At 64.8% G+C, this 18,073-nt stretch carries 14 protein-coding genes; 5 read left to right on the forward strand and 9 right to left on the reverse strand.

Annotated features, from left to right (window positions below):
- Positions 1 to 28: 28 nt before the first annotated feature.
- Positions 29 to 874, forward strand: coding sequence for a DMT family transporter (locus tag B3098_RS02285; protein WP_286890510.1), 846 nt, complete (start codon positions 29 to 31; stop codon positions 872 to 874).
- Positions 875 to 956: 82 nt separating this feature from the next.
- Here B3098_RS02285 and B3098_RS02290 read toward each other — a convergent pair whose 3' ends face one another.
- From B3098_RS02290 to B3098_RS02305, 4 genes are all read right to left on the reverse strand, one after another.
- A complete protein-coding gene (locus B3098_RS02290) occupies positions 957 to 4,502 on the reverse strand; it encodes an autotransporter outer membrane beta-barrel domain-containing protein (RefSeq protein ID WP_286890511.1) in 3,546 nt (1,181 codons plus the stop codon).
- 314 nt (positions 4,503 to 4,816) lie between these two features.
- Complete coding sequence (locus tag B3098_RS02295) at positions 4,817 to 5,362, reverse strand: GAF domain-containing protein (protein ID WP_218342763.1); 546 nt, start codon at positions 5,360 to 5,362, stop codon at positions 4,817 to 4,819.
- Positions 5,359 to 6,714, reverse strand: a complete 1,356-nt coding sequence (locus B3098_RS02300; RefSeq protein WP_286890512.1) for an MFS transporter — start codon at positions 6,712 to 6,714, stop codon at positions 5,359 to 5,361. The genes B3098_RS02295 and B3098_RS02300 overlap by 4 nt, the downstream gene beginning before the upstream one ends.
- A 49-nt stretch (positions 6,715 to 6,763) precedes the next feature.
- Entirely contained in the window at positions 6,764 to 7,993 is a 1,230-nt protein-coding gene (locus B3098_RS02305; RefSeq protein ID WP_286890513.1) for a metal-dependent hydrolase family protein, read from the reverse strand.
- Between the two features lie 176 nt (positions 7,994 to 8,169).
- Between B3098_RS02305 and B3098_RS02310 the strand changes: the two genes are divergently transcribed.
- Positions 8,170 to 9,138: a LysR substrate-binding domain-containing protein gene (locus B3098_RS02310; RefSeq protein ID WP_414631255.1), complete on the forward strand. Its 969-nt coding sequence runs from the start codon at positions 8,170 to 8,172 to the stop codon at positions 9,136 to 9,138.
- 75 nt (positions 9,139 to 9,213) lie between these two features.
- On the opposite strand, the gene B3098_RS02315 is transcribed toward B3098_RS02310, so the two are convergent.
- A complete protein-coding gene (locus tag B3098_RS02315) occupies positions 9,214 to 10,158 on the reverse strand; it encodes a D-2-hydroxyacid dehydrogenase (protein ID WP_286890517.1) in 945 nt (314 codons plus the stop codon).
- Positions 10,159 to 10,393: 235 nt separating this feature from the next.
- Between B3098_RS02315 and B3098_RS02320 the strand changes: the two genes are divergently transcribed.
- A complete protein-coding gene (locus B3098_RS02320) occupies positions 10,394 to 11,389 on the forward strand; it encodes a LysR family transcriptional regulator (protein WP_286890518.1) in 996 nt (331 codons plus the stop codon).
- Between the two features lie 17 nt (positions 11,390 to 11,406).
- Here the strand turns inward: B3098_RS02320 and B3098_RS02325 are convergent, their stop codons facing one another.
- Positions 11,407 to 13,122 (reverse strand): N-acyl-D-amino-acid deacylase family protein, encoded by a 1,716-nt coding sequence (locus B3098_RS02325; RefSeq protein WP_286890519.1) that lies wholly within the window; start codon positions 13,120 to 13,122, stop codon positions 11,407 to 11,409.
- A gap of 33 nt (positions 13,123 to 13,155) precedes the next feature.
- On the reverse strand, positions 13,156 to 14,166 hold the full coding sequence (locus tag B3098_RS02330; protein WP_286890520.1) for a Bug family tripartite tricarboxylate transporter substrate binding protein: 1,011 nt from the start codon (positions 14,164 to 14,166) through the stop codon (positions 13,156 to 13,158).
- A 167-nt stretch (positions 14,167 to 14,333) separates the two neighbouring features.
- On the opposite strand from B3098_RS02330, the gene B3098_RS02335 reads away from it, so the two are divergent.
- A complete protein-coding gene (locus B3098_RS02335; RefSeq protein ID WP_279973573.1) occupies positions 14,334 to 15,266 on the forward strand; it encodes a LysR family transcriptional regulator in 933 nt (310 codons plus the stop codon).
- A 42-nt stretch (positions 15,267 to 15,308) separates the two neighbouring features.
- On the opposite strand, the gene B3098_RS02340 is transcribed toward B3098_RS02335, so the two are convergent.
- Entirely contained in the window at positions 15,309 to 15,530 is a 222-nt protein-coding gene (locus tag B3098_RS02340) for a hypothetical protein (protein WP_175137947.1), read from the reverse strand.
- A 52-nt stretch (positions 15,531 to 15,582) separates the two neighbouring features.
- On the reverse strand, positions 15,583 to 16,707 hold the full coding sequence (locus B3098_RS02345; protein ID WP_286890521.1) for an FUSC family protein: 1,125 nt from the start codon (positions 16,705 to 16,707) through the stop codon (positions 15,583 to 15,585).
- 219 nt (positions 16,708 to 16,926) lie between these two features.
- Here B3098_RS02345 and B3098_RS02350 point away from each other — a divergent pair, with 219 nt between their 5' ends.
- Positions 16,927 to 17,943 (forward strand): amino acid ABC transporter substrate-binding protein, encoded by a 1,017-nt coding sequence (locus B3098_RS02350; protein ID WP_286890522.1) that lies wholly within the window; start codon positions 16,927 to 16,929, stop codon positions 17,941 to 17,943.
- Positions 17,944 to 18,073 lie beyond the last annotated feature (130 nt).

An 18,073-nucleotide genomic window follows, 5' to 3' on the forward strand; every position in this document is an offset into this window, starting at 1 on the left:
TCGCAGTGGTGATTCAAAGGCCCCCGCCATGACCCTCCGCCTCTTCGCGCTCACCCTTTCCGCCATGCTGGCCTTTGCCGGCAATTCCCTGCTTTGCCGCCTCGCGCTCAAACAGACGGCGATCGATCCCACCACCTTCGTCGTCATCCGCGTTGTGTCGGGTGCGCTGATGCTATGGCTGGTGCTGGCACTGCGCCGGCAGTCCGAGCGTCTGGAAGGGTCCTGGGCGGGCGCGTTGGCGCTGCTGGCGTATGCACTGGCGTTCTCCTTTGCGTACACGCATATTCCCGCCGGCACGGGCGCCCTGCTGCTGTTTGGGGCGATCCAGATCAGCATGATCCTGTACGGCCTGGCGATTGGCGAACGATTGGCGCCGCTGCAATGCGTTGGCATGGCGTTGGCGATTGCCGGGCTTTTCGCGTTGATGCTGCCCGGTACGGACGCGCCACCCGTGTTCTACGGATTCCTGATGATCCTGTCCGGCGTGGCGTGGAGCGTTTATTCGCTGCTGGGCCGGGGCGCACGGAATCCGGTGGCGGCAACCGCGGGGAATTTCATCCGCGCCGCGCCGGTTGCGCTGGCGTTGTTGCTTGCGCAGTTCGTCATGTCGCACGTTCGGCTCGACGCCGCGGGCGCCGCCTATGCCGTGGCGTCGGGCGCGGTGACATCGGGCCTGGGGTACATCCTCTGGTACGCCGCGCTGAAACAGTTGAACGTGACGCGCGCCGCCACCGTGCAGCTCAGTGTCCCGGTGCTGGCGGCGTTGGGCGGGACGCTGTTTCTGGATGAGCCGCTGACGGTTTTGCTGGTGGCCGCGTCCGCGCTCGTGCTGGCGGGCGTGTCGCTGGTGATTCTCAACAAGCGCGTGGCTTGAATCGCCTTGCCCGTCGACATGAAGGGCGGACCGCCGCGGCCATCAACGGCCCGCATTGCAGTCCGCCCTTCCGCGTGCAAGGCTACCAGCGATACCCGACGTTCAGCATGCCGCCGTAGCCACGCTGACCGCCGTTACCGGCTTGGCCGAACAGTTCTCCGGTGACCTGCAGCGACTCCCGCACATTGCCTGTCACGCCCATTCGCAGTTCCGCCGCGTCGCGCATCGGCGTTGCGTGGAAGGTCGATGCGCCCACGTTGGCCTTCGCGGTGCCCGAGTTGTGCAGCCAATTGGCTTCGACATAAGGCCGCACCGGAGTGGCGGCGTCGTTGCCAAGCGGGTACGCCCGGACACCCACGCGCGAAGTGACCGAACTGGCGGGCGAGTTTTTCAGCGTCATGCTGGGCAGGACGGCGTCCTGGGCGTTGTAACGCGTATAGGCCAGTTGTGCCTGCGGCACCACCACCATCGAACCCAATGCCGAATCGGCGGCGAAGGGCTTGAGCGCGTATCCCGCTTCCACCGATGCGGTCCAGGTGTTCGAACGGTATCGGGCCGAGCCCAGTTCGCTATTGATTTCGTTGGAGTAGCGGCCGAACTGCAACCATGAATCGGCATAGGCGCCCAGTCGGGTCGCGTCGTCGGCGTAGGCGGTGGCATAGATGCCCACGGAATACCCCGTGACCTTGCCGCGGGCATCGACACGCATCGCCATGCCTGTGCCCGGATGGATGAGTTGGGACGTGGCGTGTGTCCGCGCATCGCCCGCGCCCGCCATGACGCCTGCCTTGAGGACGCCTTGCTGACCCAGGCGCGTGCTCAACAGGTCCGCGCCCATCTGCAGCATGGCGGTGTCGGTGTCGATGCTTACCTGGCCTTGCTGAAGTTTCATGCCGGTGTGCCGCGTGCCCTCGGTACGAGCCCACAACTGGCGGGATGCACCGACGGGTGCTGCTTGGCCCGCCGACGACTGCGCCACGGTCCGATCCGCCAGGCGATGTACGAACATCCGTGTCGCCGCGGACTGGTTGCCGATATGCACGCCGTTTTCCGGTGAGACGTTCTTCATATTGCCCGCGCCAGACCCGGGAGAACCACCACCGCTGCCGGGAGGCGATTCCGTACCGCTCCCGGGAGGCGTCTCAGTACCGCTGCCCGGCGGCGTCTCAGTGCCGCTGCCCGGCGGCGTTTCGGTTCCGCTGCCAGGAGGCGTCTCGGTACCGCTCCCGGGAGGCGTCTCAATACCGCTGCCCGGCGGCGTTTCGGCTCCGCTACCAGGAGGCGTCTCAGTGCCGCTACCCGGCGGCGTTTCGGTTCCGCTGCCAGGAGGCGTCTCAGTACCGCTACCCGGCGGCGTTTCGGTACCGCTGCCAGGAGGCGTCTCAACGCCACTTCCCGGCGACGTCGTGGAGGTCAAATACCAATCGGACGCAACGCCGCCCGTTCCGCCCTGCACCAGAAAATAGTCGTAGCCGTTCATAGCCAGGCTATTGGTCGTGTCCCGGAAGCCAGTCGAGTCCGCGTCCAGATGAAAGGCATCACCTGCAATCGTTGCGCCGTTGACGGCCTGCACAAGCCGGATGCCTTGAGTCGTCAACGCGCCTGCGCCGCCGGCGTTCAAGATACGCAGACCGGTGGCTCCCGTCACAGCCCCGCCGTCCACGACGAGCCGGTCGGTGAGGGAAGTATCGTCACCCAAATGGGTATTCATGACCAAGGTGCCGCCGCCGATGTAGTCGGACACGGTCAGCGTCTTGAATCCAGATTGCGCACTGGGAGACACGAACCGGACGACGCCCGCGTTGGTCAGAGTCTTCACGGCGGAATCGCCGCGCATGTTCCAGACGCTGCTGCCGTCTATCGAGACACTGTCGACCGAACCCTGCCCCGCGCGCACCGCGCCGGTCCACTCACTGCTGCTCGCCAGACCGATGTCGACGCGGCCGCTGTCGGAAGTCAGCACGTCGCCCGTCAGGAGCGCGTCCGTGGCATTCAGGGTGACGCGTTGCGTCTGGTACGGTTGCCCGGGGATGATTCCCGCGTTGGGAGTCGCCTGCGTTCTAAGCAGGATGCCGCTGGCGTCGTCGCCGCCGGCTCGGGCCACCACGGTCGCGTTCTGAACGGTGATGTCGTGATCTCCACCCCTGACGAGAAACCCCACACCATCGTGGGTCTGAAGGTCGCTGCCGTTCGACAGCACGAGCGAGTTGGCGCCCTGCGGCTCGTAGCGCACGCTCTGCACGCCGTTTGCGTTTTGACCCGTCATCATGACTTGCGTGTCGCTCAGCGAAACAGCCGTGTCGCCGGTGCCAATGCTTCCAAGCAACTGCACGCCGGTCGCGTTTGTGGACTGGCCATTTAATTGGGAATGGACAGCGTCGATGTGCGCCCCGTCTGTGGCCCGGAGCGCCATTCCCCCTGTGCCGGACACGTCCACCGTGACGCCGTCCAGCGAAACCTGGGCACCGCGTTGGGCGGCGCTTGCCCCTACCGCATTGGTGGCTTCGGCCAGCACATGCGTGCTGACGGCGGCAATCGTCGATGGCGCCGTGTCATCCTCCGAAAGCGCATACAGGCCGGCTTGTCCTGCACGCAGTGTGCCCCCTTGAACCTGAGCCGACCCGTTGACAGTGCGAATCCCGAACCGGCTGGCGTGAATATCCACGTCCTTCGCGTTGATCACATGGTTGGCCCGCGCGACGACACCGTCAGTGACTGCGACGGCCTCGCTACCGATTGTCACGTTATCGAGTGACGCGGTGGATGCCGTCGCACCCAACAAGTACACCCCAATGAAGACGCTGTTGGGCCCTGCCAAGACCGTGTCGAAGATGTCCAGGGTTGCCCCGTCAGATGCGGTAATGGCGCCCTCGATGACGCTTCCCTTCACGGTCGCCACGGAGTTGCCTGACACATGCAGAGACGAGGCAGCGCCCTGTACGATTCCTGCCTTGGTGTGGCTATTGGTCATCGCGAAGTCAGCGTCCTGCACCGAGATGAGCGCGGTCCTTGCGGCGCCAACTTCGTCCACGCTGGAAAAAATGACATCTTTAAACTGGACGTTCGCGCCCGATTGCGCGCGCACCACATAGCTTTCGATCCCATTGCGAGCCACGCTGGTGATCTCAAGATTCTTTGCGATGAGGCGCCCTCCGCTCACATGCGTCGTCGCTTCGAACCCGCCTGACCCGGACACGCTTGTGCCGTTCAGCTCGATGCGGCCGCCATCCGCCGCGCGAACCGTGGTTGCCATCGAGGAGAGCTGGGAGTTGGTCGCGCTCGCCAGACTACTGACCCCGGACGCGGACAATGCGGCGCCGTCTTGCGTCTGAACCGTACTATCCGTGAGCGTGATCATCCCGCCGCCCTGGGCGTGCGCACCCCGGCTGTCGGCTTCTCCGATCAGCGTGATGCCATTTGCCTCCACGCTATTGCCCGATCCGTTGACGCGGATTGCCTCTCCGGTGCTGACCGTGACGTTCCAGCCGGGAAACAACAACAATGACGTGTTGCCCAACGGGTCATCGACAACGATGGGCGCTGTCGGCGCCGCCGACGCCATCAAGGGAAAGGCCGGGATCGTAGCGGCGAGAATCGCCGCGACAATCGGGGAATGGGGGAAGTGCATTGCGAGCTCCGTAAACCGTGCGCGGCTTTGGAGATGCGAACCGCCAGATGCCGGCCAATTGCAGCACCGCACAACCGCCACGGAAAAAAGCGACCATTCTCTTGACGCTACGCAACCTCGCCCATCGAACAATTTCTAAAACTCGGTCCCCCCCTTGCAAAAATGCAGTAGCACGCAACAATTCGGACCAATACCGCAACAATGCGCAAAAAAAAGGGATTGCCACGCGAGGCAATCCCAAAAAAAACGGGCCGCTCCGGCAAGCAGCCCGCAAACCCAGTCCCGCACCGGGACGGATACTCAAATTCAAACCATCACACGCTATCCAGCGCAGACCGGTCCACGCTCGCCGCCGCGGACGCCGCGTCCTTCATCTCTTCGATGAAGACCGGCGCGCACAGCCCGGCGACAACTGCCGCGAGATCCGGATCGATGTCGTCATAGGCATGACGCCCGGCCAGCATGTTCAGCGAACCGATCACGCGTCCCTCATGCCGCACGGGAATGTTGAACGCCGACTGCAGCCCGCGTTCGATCAGCATCGGCGCCTCGGAGAACACGGTGCGCACATCGTCTTCATTGCTGGCGACATACAGCCGCCCTTCTTCCAGCACCAGCCGCGACCAAGGACCGTTGCCGGTGGCTTTGAAGCCGCCGAGCGGGCTGATCGATTCGTCCGACGTATGCAGACGCTTCATCAGCCGGTGGTCCTGCAGGTACAGCAACGCAGTGAACAGCTTGTGGCCAAAGCAGGCGTGCAGCAGGTTGGAGATCACGCTCCACTGCGCCTGCCGGTCCGCCGCCAGCGCCAGATCGCGCGCGTGCCCGGCCAGCGGGCGGAATGCGGAGCCCTTCGTCATGCGTTGATCTCCTCGAGCACGACGCCACGCGTGTTCTTGCCGTAGAACAGGATGCCCAGGCCGCCGACCAGCAGGATGGCGGTCATCATCGCGAATACGCCGGCAAAGCCCAGGACCGGGTACGCCACGCCGACGATGGTCGGCGAAGCGATGGAGCCGATGCGGGCGAAGGCCGACGCCGCGCCCATGCCGGTGGCTCGGATGGACGTGGGATAGATTTCGGCGGTGTACGTGTACTGGCCGGCGATCACGCCATTCATGCCGAAGGACAGCAGCATGCTCAGCATGATGATCTGGTGCTCGCCGGTGGCCAGCGCCAGGCCCAGCGCGGACAGGCACGACAGCAGCATGTAGGCCAGGATGGTGTATTTGCGGCCGATCTTGTCGTTGAAGTACGCGGCCGAGAAGTAGCCGGGGATCTGCGACAGGTAGATCAGGATGGTGTACGAGAAGCTCTTGGTGATGGTGAAGCCGCGCTCGACCAGCAGGCTGGGAATCCACACCAGGAAGGCGTAGTAGCAGAACAGCACCGTAATCCAGAACACCCACACCAGCACGGTCGTGCCCAGGTATTCCTTCGAGAACAGCTGCGCCAGCTTGGCCATCGCGGTCTGCTGCGGCGCGGCGGTGGCCGTGGCCTTGCGCGTGGCAACGGGCGTGGGCAGCGGGCGGCCGGTGCTTTTCAGGACTTCGGCTTCGATGGCTTCGCAGATGCGGTTGGCTTCCGCGGTCTGGCCGGTGTGTTCAAGCCAGCGCGGCGATTCAAACAGCGACTTGCGCCACCACAACAGGAACACGACGGGAACAGAAGCGATGATCATGATCCAGCGCCAGCCGTCGTCGCTCATCGGCACGATGAAGTAGCCGAGCAACGCGGACATCACGAAGCCGAACGAGAAGAAGCCCGCCAGCGCGCCGGTGAAGCGGCCGCGATACTTGCTGCTGACGAATTCAGCCAGGTACGGCGCGATGATGGCGCCTTCGGCGCCCATGCCGATGCCGGCAATCATGCGCAGGATGTAGAACTCGTGATAGTTGCGGGCAAAGGCGTTGAAGAACGTGGCGACGCAGAACAGCAGCAGCGCCCACATCATGATCTTCTTGCGGCCGTAGCGGTCGCCCAGGATGCCGGAGAACAGCGCCCCGACCAGGAAGCCGACATAGGTGCTGCTGGCGATCCAGCCGATCTGGCCGGTGGTCAGGCCCCACTGCGTGCGCAGCGAGGGAATGATGAAGGCGATGATGCCGGCGTCCAGCGCTTCGAAGGCGAGCCCGAGGCCGCCGATCATCAGCAGCCGGAAATGAAAGCTGCTGAAGGGCAACCGCTCCAGGCGGTCGGATACGGAAAACATGATGGGGGAAATTCCGGAGTAAAGAAGAGGGGAACGAAGCGCGCGAACGTCAGCAGGCGTTCTTGTGCAGCAGGCCGCGGTTCATGATGAGCTTGATCGAATCCGGCTTGGTCAGCAGTTCGATGTCGTCCAGCGGATTGCCGTCGATCAGCAGCAGGTCGGCGTAGGCGCCTTCGCACACTTCGCCCAAGAGGCCTTCCTGGTTCAGGATCTCGGCGCCGATCAGCGTGGCTTGCTGGATGACCTTGGCGTTGCCCAGCACGCGGCTGCGCAGCACCAGTTCGTCGGACTGCATGTAGTGGGTTTCGCCCAGCAGGTCGCTGCCGTAGCCCATCTTCACGCCGACTTCGTCCAGGATCTCCAGTGCGGTCAGGCCTTGCGTGCGCACGGTGGCGATCTTCTTGACCGAGTCCAGCGGCAGGCCATAGCGCTCGCCGTCGTTGGCCAGGCCTTCGTAGGTGATCAACGTGGGCACCATGTAGGCGCCGTGTTCTTTCATGACCTCGGCGGCCTCGCGATCGACGAGGTTACCGTGCTCGATGGTGCGCACGCCGCAGCGCACAGCGCGCGTAATGGTGCGCGGGGTGTAGGCGTGGGCCATCACGTAGGTGTTGGCGTTGCTGGCCTCTTCCACAATGGCGATCAGCTCGGCTTCGGAGAAGCCCAGGTTCTGGATGGGATCGTTGGGCGAAGCCACGCCGCCGGACGCCATGACCTTGATCTGCGTGGCGCCCTTGAGGATTTCTTCGCGCACGGCCAGGCGGCAGTTATCGACGCCGTCGACCACGCGGCCGATGTTGCCGATCTTGACCGAGCACGGGCACGGATCGAGTTCGTCGTTACGCTGGCGGAAGTCGCCGTGGCCGCCGGTCTGCGACAGGGCCTTGCCCGAGCAGAAGAGACGCGGGCCGTCGATGGTGCCATCCAGCACGGCCTGCGCCAGCGCCCAATCCGCGCCGCCAGCGTCACGCACCGAGGTGAAGCCGCGGTCGAGCATGCCCTGCATGATGGGCAGCGCGCGCAGCAGCGCCAGCGCGTTGGGCAGGGCCGCGACGCGGCCCAGGTTGAACGACGACGCCACCACGTGCACGTGGCAGTCGATCATGCCGGGCATCAAGGTCATGCCCTTGGCGTCCACCACCTGCGCATCCGCCGGCGCCGTTGCGTCGGCGGCGATGCGGGTGATGACCCCGTCTTCGACCAGCACGGTCGAAGCGGCTTCGAGGACCAAGGTTCGGGTATTGAGGATCCTGCAATTCTTGATGACAACCGGATTCATAAATCGACCACGTAAACAGTTCAAAACGCCGGGAAATCGCGGCATGCCGAACTCTACCGGTACAATTCCGGGGTCCGATACCGGGTCTCCCCCTATGCGCTCGACACAAATTTGAAGAGCCTTATGAGCTTTACTCATACCCCCCTATGAGACGCCGCTGCCCCACCCTGTCCGAATTGAACGCGTTTTCCGCGGCCGCCCGGCATCTGTCTTTCTCGAAGGCGGGCAAGGAACTGTTCGTCACGCAAAGCGCCATCAGCCGGCATATCGCCACGCTGGAAAGCTATCTTGGCCACGCGCTGTTCATTCGGGGCACGAACGGGTTGCAGCTCACGCGCATGGGCGCCACCTACCTCAGCCTGATTCGGCCGGCGTTGCATACGCTGGAAAGCGCCACGTCGCAGGTCATGGCGACGCAGCAGTCGGCAAAATCCCTGAATGTCTCGGCCGCGCCCACGTTTGCGGCGCAATGGCTGTTTCCGCGCCTGAAGACGTTCCGCGAGGTCAATCCGGATATATCGATCAACTTCGTGCGCTATAGCGTCGCGGACTACAAGAGCACCGAGCTCGATTTCGACGCATCCATTCAGTATGGATACGGCGATTGGCACGACGGCGCGGCCAAATACCTGACGGGCCGCGAAACCCGCCTGGTGTGCTCGCGGGAATACCTGGATCAGCATCCGATCAGCAGCCTGGAAGACATCAAGCAGTGCACGCTGCTGCAGCACATCGAGATTCCGCTGTCCTGGGAATACTGGTTTTCGACGTACCTTGGAGATTATGACCGCGCCCGTTTTGGCCCCGGCTTCAATCTGTTTTCAATGATTATCCAGGCCGCGTCGTCCGGCTTTGGCGTGGCGCTGATGCCGCACTGCCTGATCGAAAAGGAATTGGCCACGGGGCAGCTGGTCGACATATTCGACCGCACCTTTGAAAGCCCGCTTGGCTATTATCTTTGCGCGCCGAACTGGCGCAGCAACATGGAAAGCTACGAGCGGCTGAGCCAGTGGCTGGCGCATGAGTGCTTTCATGGCGGCGGCACGGACCCTGCGGGGCAGGCGCCAGGAAAGCCGGATCTTGGCAAACCTGCCAACGGACAAGCGTGCACGACCGATTGCCCGTATTGCGTGGCGGCCGCGTAGACGGTCCGCGCGGGATGCGCGCGGCGGTCTGGATCATGAAGGTCCCTGAAAGGGTCGCGGGCATCGCGGGCGGCATCATTGCCGCCAGTCGCGCAGGTAATCAAGAAAGATGCGGTCCACGCGCGCCTCGTTGCCGTCGGAGTGCCCAGCCGAATGCGGCGTGGCGATCACGTTTGGCAGCGTCCAGAGTGGCGACGCGGCGTCCAGCGGCTCGTGTTCGAAGACATCCAGAAAGGCGCCAGCCAGCGCGTTGGCGCGCAGTGCCTCGATCAGGTCGGCTTCGGCAACGACTTCGCCCCGCGCGACGTTGATGAGCCGGGCGTGCGGCGCCATGGCGGCCAGCACGCGGGCGTTCACCAGGCCGCGCGTGCGGTCGCTCAAGGGGCACGCCAGCACCAGCCAGTCGGCGCGGCCCGCAATGTGCGGCAGGTCTTCAAAGGCGTAGGTCTCGACGCCGTCAGCAGGCGGCGCGGCCTCGCTGCGCACGGCGATGACGCTCAGGCCCAGCATCCGGAGATACCCGCCCAGCGCGCGGCCGATCGGCCCCCATCCCACGATCACGGCGGTCTGCCCAGGCAGATCGCGCGGCATCCGGTCACCGATCAGCGGCGTCCAGGTTTGGGCACGCTGGGCGTCGAACAGGCGCGGAAACTCGCGCGCCAGCGCCAGAATCCCGGCCAGCGCGGTCTGCGCCACCACCTGCGCGTTGGCGCCGGACGAGGTGGTGACACGCACGCCGCGGGATTTCAGTTCGCCAAAGATCGGCCGGTCCGCGCCCGCCGAGTGCACGTGCACCCAGGCCAGCTTCGGCGATTGACGCAGCGAGACGTAGAAGGCTTCCAGCGGTTCCAGCACGCGGTGCTTGGTCGACAGGCCGGTCACATCGCGCGATATGAAAGCGACGTCGGCACCGGCGGGCGCGTTGCCCTGCGTCCGCGCCGCGATGACGGGTTCGAACGCGCGTCCATCCAACGCCTGCGCGATCTCGCTGCCGATGCGGCTTAGCGTCGGTTCGGACATGAGGATCCGCAGCGGTTGTTGTGGTCTGGTCATGGGCGGCAGCCCACGCGCGAAAAGCATGATGCGGTCTGCGATAAATCTGCACTGCTCATCTCGGATTGCTCCCTCTTGCACGCGATGACGGCGGCACGGGACGCCGAGTCGAGAAAAATTCTAGAGCGTGGCGTTCTTCACTACAAATTGTTGGTTTCTGCTTATTATTCGGTTTTGCCAATAAATAGATCGGTGGCGAAGCATGTCGACCAAGCGCAGCATCACCCTGCGGCACTTCCGCAGTTTCGTGGCGGTGGCCAACACCGGCTCGTTCACCGTGGCGGCGTCGCAGCTATTTCTGACGCAGTCTTCGCTGACCGCGACCATCCAGCAATTTGAGGACGCCGTGGGCGTCAAACTGTTCGACCGCAGTACGCGCCGTGTGGCGATGACGCCGGAGGCCGCCCGCTTCAAGGCGGAGGCCGAGCGCATCCTCAGCCAGTTCGACGGCGCGCTGAGCGACCTGGAGGCGCTGTCGCAGGGCCGCCAGGGACACGTGCGGATCGCGGTGGTGGCGTCGGTCACCAACTACTTTCTGGGCGACGCCATCGCGGCCTTTCGCCAGGCCTATCCCAAGATCACGTTTTCACTGCACGACGCCAGCTCGGAGCTCGTCGAGAAAATGATCGCCAACGGCGACATCGACTTTGCGATCTCGACCTCGCATCATGGTTTTGACGAGTTGGTCTATACGCCGCTCTTCGAGGACCGCTACGGCGTGATCTGTGCCGCATCGTATCCGTACGCGCAAGGCGCAAAGCCCTTGAAGTGGGCCGACCTGGACCCGGCGCAATACGTGGGGTTTACCGAAGACACCGGCATCGGCGCGTTCCTGCGCGCACACGCTGGCAAGCCGGGGTTCTTCGAGCAGCAGCACGATGAGGTGTCGCGCACGTCGTCGCTGCACGCCGTGCTGCGTGGCGGCGGGCGATATTCGATCCTGCCGGCGCTTGCGGCCAGCTCCATCGCGCCGCCGCAGACGCTAGGGAGCGAGCCGGTGCCGTTCGTGTTCCGGGAACTGAGTTCGCCCCGGTTGTCGCGCGAGGTCTGTCTGATCACGCGACGCTTGCGGTCGCTGTCGGCAAGTTCGGAACTGTTCCTGCAGTACATCCGGGACGTCATCCACGACAAGCCGGTGCCAGCGGGGGTGAAGGTGCTGGGCAGAAGGACCAAAAAGGCGCCGCCTTCCGGGGTCTGACAGGAACGCCCCAATGCTCATCCCGGTTGCGGTCCGCCCCCCCGCAACAACTTGCCCGGCAGCTCTCCCGTTGCCTCGCCGCGCTCGAAGATCGGCAGGCCGTTGACCAGCGTGGCCGCGTAGCCATCGGCACGCTGCACCAGCCTGCGCCCGCCACCCGGCAGGTCGAACACCATTTCCGGGCAATGCACTTTCAGCGCATCCGGGTCGATGACGTTGATATCGGCCTTGTATCCCGGCTGCAATAGCCCGCGATCGTGCAAGCCATACACCAGCGCGGTATCGCGGGTCTGCCGGCGCACCACGTGTTCAAGCGGCAGGAGCGGACCTCGGCGGCGGTCTCGCGTCCAGTGGCTGAGCATGAAGGTCGGCATGCTGACATCGCAGATGTAGCCGCAATGCGCGCCGCCGTCGGACAGGCTGTTCACCGTGTTTGCGTGCTGCATCAGCTGGTGCAGGTGATCGAGGTTTTCGTATGAGTAGTTGAAGGACGGATAGTAGAGAATCGCCCGGCCCTCGTTCTCCAGCATCAGGTCGTACACCAGTTCCAACGGCGGGCGCCCGGTGCGCGCCGCCATGGCCGCGACGCTGTCTTCGGGCAGCGGCTCGTAATCGGGATCCTGGCCCAGCCGGTAGATTTTGTGAAAGCTGCTGAACAAGGTCTCGGCCCGGCGGTCCAGCAGGCCGCGCTGCTCGCTCATGATTTTCTGGCGCACCTGCGGATCGCGCAGCTGCGCGAGCTTTTCCGGCAGGGGCAGCGCGTGCAGCGGCTGATAGGTCGGATGGGCGATGAAGGGATGCAACGAGCTTTGCCAGGAGAACAGGATGCCCAGCGGCCGGCCGCTGATGCCGGCCATGAGCGGCACGCCTTCATCGCGTGCCTTGTCCAGCGTGCGCACGATCTGCTTCCAGACGTCAGGCGCGCCGTCAGTCTGCTGAAGGTTGAACAGCACCGGCAGACGATTGTGGCGGGCAAGCTGTTCCAGCCAGGGAATCTCGCCCTCCATCGCGGGATGGTTGGCCGTCATCTGGAACACGCCGTGGCCGACTTCGCCCATGACGGAGCCCAGCGCGCTGATCTCTTCGCCGGTGGCGAACGTGCCCGGCGGGTATTTGCGCTCGTCGTACTTGTGCAGGAACGTCCGCGACGTCGAAAAGCCGACCGCCCCCGCCTGCAATGCTGCGCGCACGACCTCGCGCATGGCCAGCAGGTCGGCGGGCGAGGCCTCGTCGTGATGAATGGCGCGGTCGCCCATCACGTAAGCGCGCACCGCGCTGTGCGGAATCTGCGCCCCGATATCCAGCGCCTTGGGCCGCCGATCCAGCGCATCCAGATACTCGGGAAAGGTTTCCCAGTCCCATTCGATGCCTTCCGACAGCACCGAGCCCGGAATGTCCTCGACGCCCTCCATCACCTTGATCAGCCATTCGCGCCTGTCGGGCTTGACCGGCGCAAAGCCCACGCCGCAGTTGCCCATGATGGCGGTGGTGACGCCATGCCATGTCGACGGGCTGAGGTACGGGTCCCACGTCGCCTGGCCGTCGTAATGGGTGTGGATGTCGACCCAGCCCGGCGTCACCAGCGCGCCCGCCGCGTCGATCTCTCGCCGCGCGGCGCCCGCCTTGCCGCCGGCCTGTACGATCCGGCCGCCGTCGATGGCAAGGTCGCCCACCCGGGCGCTGGCGCCTGAACCGTCCACCAGCGTGCCGCCGCGTATCACTACATCGTGCATTGTTGTCTCCTGGGGCCCGCGGGCCCGTCAGCCTTATTCCAATACCAGCCCGATCCGGCGGATCACGTCGCCCCACCGCGCGCTGTCGCGCTGCACGATGGCCGAGAATTCCTTCGGCCCGGCGCCGCTGACCTCATTGCCTTGCGACAGAATGGTCTGGGTGATTTCGGGGGTCTCCAGCGCGGCGCGAAACACCTGGGCCACGCGTTCGGCCAGTGCGGGCGGCATGTCGCCCGGACCGAAGATGCCTTGCCAGCCCACGATGTTCAGACCCTCGATCCCCTGCTCCTCCAGCGTCGGCAATTCAGGCAGCACGCTTAGGCGCCGGTCCGTCGCCGGGCCCAGCAGCTTGACCTTGCCGGCGCGGGCGTTTTCGACCGCCGTGGCGGTGCCGTCGAAGTAGACCTGCACATCGCCCGCCAACAGCGCGCGGCTGGCGTCGGCAGTGCCCTTGTAGGGCACGTGGACGATGTCGGTGCCCGTTTTCATCTTGAGAATCTCGCCATTCAGGTGCGAGGTCGACCCGGCGCTGTACGAGGCGTAGTTCAGTTTTCCGGGGTTCGCCTTGGCGTAGGCAATCAGCTCGGCGGTTGTAGAGAACGGCGCGTTGTTGTTGGCGACCAGCACGGTGGCCGACCTGACCGCCTGCAGGACCGGCGTGAAGTCCTTGACCGGGTCGTACGGCAGCTTTTTGTACAGATGCGGATTCTGCGTGTGCGTGACGACGATGGTGTACAGCAGCGTATAGCCGTCCGGCTTGGCGCGCGCCACGTCCTGCGCGCCGATCATCGTGCCCGCGCCCGGCTTGTTGTCGATGATGACGGAGGCGCCGGTCTGCTGCGACACCTTGGCCGCCAGCATGCGCGCCAGCGAATCCGACCCTGACCCCGCCGGAAACGGCACGACCATGCGTATCGGCTTGCCCGAAGCAGGCCAGGCATCGGGTTGCGGGGATGGCGCCGCGACGGCCGCCGTACAGGCCAGCATGCTCAGCGCAGCGGCTGCGCTCCAGCCCGCCAGATGGAATATCGGCTTGCAGTTCATGTTGTCTCCTCCTGCGAGGTTGGCGTGTCGCGGGACCGCGCATCGCTCTGTATGGTGTTTTCCCGGGTGCTTGCAGCATTTGCTGCCGGCCCGTGGTCAAGCTGTTTTAGTCTTGCAACTGACTCGAATCAATTGCATATTTGGCGCAATTCCGATGAGAAAAATACATGGGCCTGACGATACGTTCGCTCCAGCACTTTTCCGTCCTTGCCGAAGAGCGGCACTTCTCGCGGGCGGCCCAGCGGCTGCATCTGACGCAGTCGGCGCTGACGCGCAGCATCCAGTCCCTTGAAGAGACGCTGGGCCTGGTGCTGGTGGATCGCGCGTCGATCGGCGTGACGCCGACGCAGGCAGGAAAAATGGTGCTCGATCGTTCGCGCCGCATCCTGGGCGATGTTCTCGCCCTTCGGCGCGAGGCCGAATTGATGAGGGGCCACGACACAGGACGCGTCAGCTTCGGGGTCGGGGCCTTTCCGGCGGCGGGGTTTCTGTCGCCGCTGCTGGTCCGCCTGGCACGCGATCACCCGGGCCTGAGCGTGCATGTAGAAATCGAAAGCTGGCAGCGGCTGTTGGACAAGCTGTTGCAGGACAAGCTGGACTTCGCCGTGGCGGTGACGCACAGCCTGCCGCCGCCGGCGGACTTCATCGTGCGTGCGCTGCCACCGCAGCACGGCGGCCTTTTCGTGCGGGCCGGACATCCGCTGCAATCGGTCCGAAAGCCAAAGTTACGTGCCGCGTTGGCGCAATATCGGCTGGCTGCCACCGACCTGCCGCAACGCGCGCGCGAGTATCTGGCAAAGCTGTATCAAGTGGCCGGCGTGGATGAACTGCCGATTGCCTTCGAGTGCGATAGCGTCAGCGCGCTGCGCGACGTGGCCGTGGGGAGCGACGTGGTGCTGTTCTGCACACGCGAGGCCATCGTCGCCGAGCTGGCGCAAGGGGCGCTCGTGCCGTTGCCCCTGCCCTATCCGGCCTCCGGCCCGCTGACCTACAGCGTCATCCACCGCGCCCGCCGCAGCTTGTCGCCTACCGCGGAACGGATCATCACATTGGTGCAGGCGTATCTGGCGGGCGAAGGGACTGACGGGGCGGCGGATTGATCCCTGAGCGATGGCGCGGTGTCATTCCCCGCGCCACGCGATTCACACACCCGCCCCCGGATCCTGCTCGCGCCGCTCCGCGTCTTCCTGCGCGGCCACGTCTTCAAGCTTGACCTGACTGGTGCTGCCGTGCGTGGCGGCGCACTGCGCGGGATTCTGGGTGCTTTTGACGCATTCGGCGAATGCGAGCGCCGCGTCCACGGTCGCGAAGTGGTACGACTGGCCGTCGGCGAACGCGACCTTTCCTTCGACAGAACAATCCATAAGTGCCTCCAGGGTTTTGGAAAGCCCATGCTGCCGCGTTGGCGCGGCGGCGTCAATTCACCCGGCGGGGCAGCACCGCCCGCATCCATCGCGACAGCACGGGACGGATGCGCTGGTTGTGCAGCAGCACCGCGCCCAGCACGCCGATGAAGGCGCCCAGCACCGTGTCCACAAAGCGCGCCTCGATGACGTCGATGGGATAGCCCTGCCCCAGATGCGGCGCCTCGGCCAGGAAGATGGTCAAGGGCGTGATCAGCACAACTGCGCTGGCGTAATGCCGCACCACCAGCGTCTCGATGCCGAAGGACAGCGCCATCATCACCAGGCTCAGCGTCCAGACGTTGAGCGGCAGGCTGAGCAGCGCCCACGCCACGCACAGGCCGACCGCCGTGCCCAGGATGCGGTGCATCTGCCGGCTCCACGCCGCGCGCAGGCTGGCGCCCTGAATGATCGCCAGGCAGCTCACCGGCACCCAATAGGGCCGTTGAAGCTGCAGCAGTTCGGCCACCAGCAAAGAGATACCGACGAAAAGGCCGATGATCACCGAGTCGTAGACCACGAAATCGAAGGTCGGCTTGGGCAGCTCGATGGGCGCGGGCGGCGGCGCGACGCGCGTCATGTGCAGCGAATAAGCAAAGGCCACCAGGCACGCAACCAGGCAGCCCAGCGCCACCATGCCCACGCGCAGCGGCACGTCGTGGACGGTGCCGGGCGTGTACGCCGCAATCGCCGTGGCCATGATGAAGAACAGGCTGCCCGGCGGTCCCAGGCGATAGCAGCGGCACACCATGTTCACCACCATGGCAATCAGCGTCAGCGCCGCGATGGTGGCGGTTGGCCAGAATTGCGTCAGCGCGCCCAGTGCGTAGCAGGCCACCATGCCGAACGACGCGGCCAGCAGCATCATCATGCGGATCTGCAGCGAGGCGTTGGGCAGGCTCAGGAACACCATGCCGCCCAGGCTGGACATCAGCCCGTAGTCCATGCGCCCGAAATACGCGCCCACCATCAGCGGCAGGCCCGACGACAGCGCGGCGGCCAGGGGCATTTCCCACGGGCGGTCGCTGGCGTTGACCCGGGTCAGCTCGGTCCAGGTGCCGTGCAGCTGGTCCTTGACGAAGGCGAAGGGGCGCCTCGGGCGGTCGTCCGGCCCTGCGGGATCGTCGTGTCGTTTCATAGGCTGGCGTGGGTGCGGTCTGGCGTATCCGGCCCGCCGGCCGCCGCGGGCAAGCGCGGCGCGACGAGCCGCGCATGCCCGATTCTATTCCTCATCAAATTCCGTCTTGCGGATTTAAGGGGAATTCCCCGATTCTCCCTCCCGGACCCACTGGTACTATGCGCCGCACTTCAGCCTTCGGCTGAGCGATAAACATGCGCAACGCTGCGCGGAGACACCATGAAAGCACTCAAACTGGCTGCGGCAGGAACCGCCTTGTTCATCTCGTCCTGGACCGCCCATGCCGGCGCGACCTTCGACGCGGTCAAGAGCAAGGGCTTTGTCCATTGCGGCGTATCCACGGGCGTCGCGGGCTTTTCCGTGAACGACAGCAAGGGCGGCTGGATCGGCCTGGACGTGGACCTGTGCCGCGCGCTGGCCATCGCCCTGTTCGGCGACGCGTCCAAGGCCAAGATCCAGGCGCTCAGCGCCGTGCAGCGCTTCACTGCCCTGCAATCCGGCGAAGTCGACGTGCTGACCCGCAACACCACCCTGACGCTGACCCGCGACACGACGCTGGGCCTGATCGGCGTGGGCGTCAACTACTACGACAGCCAGGGCATCATGGTGAACAAGTCCCTGGGCGTGAAAAGCGCCAAGGAACTGGAAGGCGCCACCGTCTGCGTGCAGCCGGGCACCACCACCGAACTGAACCTGGCCGACTGGTTCCGCTCGCAGAACGTCAACTTCAAGCCGGTCGTCGTCGAGCGCCTGGACGAGATCATCCGCGCCTTCGCCGTCGGCCGTTGCGACGCATTCACGGGCGACAAGTCGCAGCTTGCCGCCGCGCGCAGCAACCTGGAAAGCCCGGAAAAGTACGACATCCTGCCGGAGAACTTTTCGAAGGAACCGCTCGGCCCCATGGTCCGCCAAGGCGACGAGCAGTGGTTCAACCTGGTCCGCTGGACCATGAACGCCATGCTGGAAGCCGAGGAATACGGCGTCACGTCCAAGAACGTGGACGAGATGCTGAAAAGCACCAACCCGAACATCCAGCGCCTGCTGGGCGTGACGCCGGGCATGGGCAAGAACCTGGGCGTGGACGACAAGTGGGCCTACAACATCATCAAGACGGTAGGCAATTACGGCGAGAGCTTCGAGAAGAACCTGGGCCCCAACAGCCCCCTGAAACTGGAACGCGGGCTTAACGCCTCGTACCGCAACGGCGGCCTGATGTACGGCTGGCCGGTGCGCTAAAAAACGGGCCGCAAGGCCCGCAACGACTCCCCTAGGGTTAGCCGCAATTTGCGTGCGCTTGTGTGCCCCGTACCGTACGAGAAATATGTTTATCGTACAAAGTCCGGATCACATTTTTGGAGCAGCACGT

This window comes from Achromobacter sp. UBA2119 (assembly GCF_002331005.1).
Taxonomy (GTDB): domain Bacteria; phylum Pseudomonadota; class Gammaproteobacteria; order Burkholderiales; family Burkholderiaceae_B; genus Achromobacter; species Achromobacter animicus.

What these genes read in the sequence shown, in the direction of transcription:
- B3098_RS02285 (WP_286890510.1), top strand. Translation starts at nt 29, where the DNA reads ATGACCCTCCGCCTCTTCGCGCTCACCCTTTCCGCCATGCTGGCCTTT.
- B3098_RS02290 (WP_286890511.1), bottom strand. Translation starts at nt 4,502, where the DNA reads ATGCACTTCCCCCATTCCCCGATTGTCGCGGCGATTCTCGCCGCTACG.
- B3098_RS02295 (WP_218342763.1), bottom strand. Translation starts at nt 5,362, where the DNA reads ATGACGAAGGGCTCCGCATTCCGCCCGCTGGCCGGGCACGCGCGCGAT.
- B3098_RS02300 (WP_286890512.1), bottom strand. Translation starts at nt 6,714, where the DNA reads ATGTTTTCCGTATCCGACCGCCTGGAGCGGTTGCCCTTCAGCAGCTTT.
- B3098_RS02305 (WP_286890513.1), bottom strand. Translation starts at nt 7,993, where the DNA reads ATGAATCCGGTTGTCATCAAGAATTGCAGGATCCTCAATACCCGAACC.
- B3098_RS02315 (WP_286890517.1), bottom strand. Translation starts at nt 10,158, where the DNA reads ATGTCCGAACCGACGCTAAGCCGCATCGGCAGCGAGATCGCGCAGGCG.
- B3098_RS02320 (WP_286890518.1), top strand. Translation starts at nt 10,394, where the DNA reads ATGTCGACCAAGCGCAGCATCACCCTGCGGCACTTCCGCAGTTTCGTG.
- B3098_RS02325 (WP_286890519.1), bottom strand. Translation starts at nt 13,122, where the DNA reads ATGCACGATGTAGTGATACGCGGCGGCACGCTGGTGGACGGTTCAGGC.
- B3098_RS02330 (WP_286890520.1), bottom strand. Translation starts at nt 14,166, where the DNA reads ATGAACTGCAAGCCGATATTCCATCTGGCGGGCTGGAGCGCAGCCGCT.
- B3098_RS02335 (WP_279973573.1), top strand. Translation starts at nt 14,334, where the DNA reads ATGGGCCTGACGATACGTTCGCTCCAGCACTTTTCCGTCCTTGCCGAA.
- B3098_RS02340 (WP_175137947.1), bottom strand. Translation starts at nt 15,530, where the DNA reads ATGGATTGTTCTGTCGAAGGAAAGGTCGCGTTCGCCGACGGCCAGTCG.
- B3098_RS02345 (WP_286890521.1), bottom strand. Translation starts at nt 16,707, where the DNA reads ATGAAACGACACGACGATCCCGCAGGGCCGGACGACCGCCCGAGGCGC.
- B3098_RS02350 (WP_286890522.1), top strand. Translation starts at nt 16,927, where the DNA reads ATGAAAGCACTCAAACTGGCTGCGGCAGGAACCGCCTTGTTCATCTCG.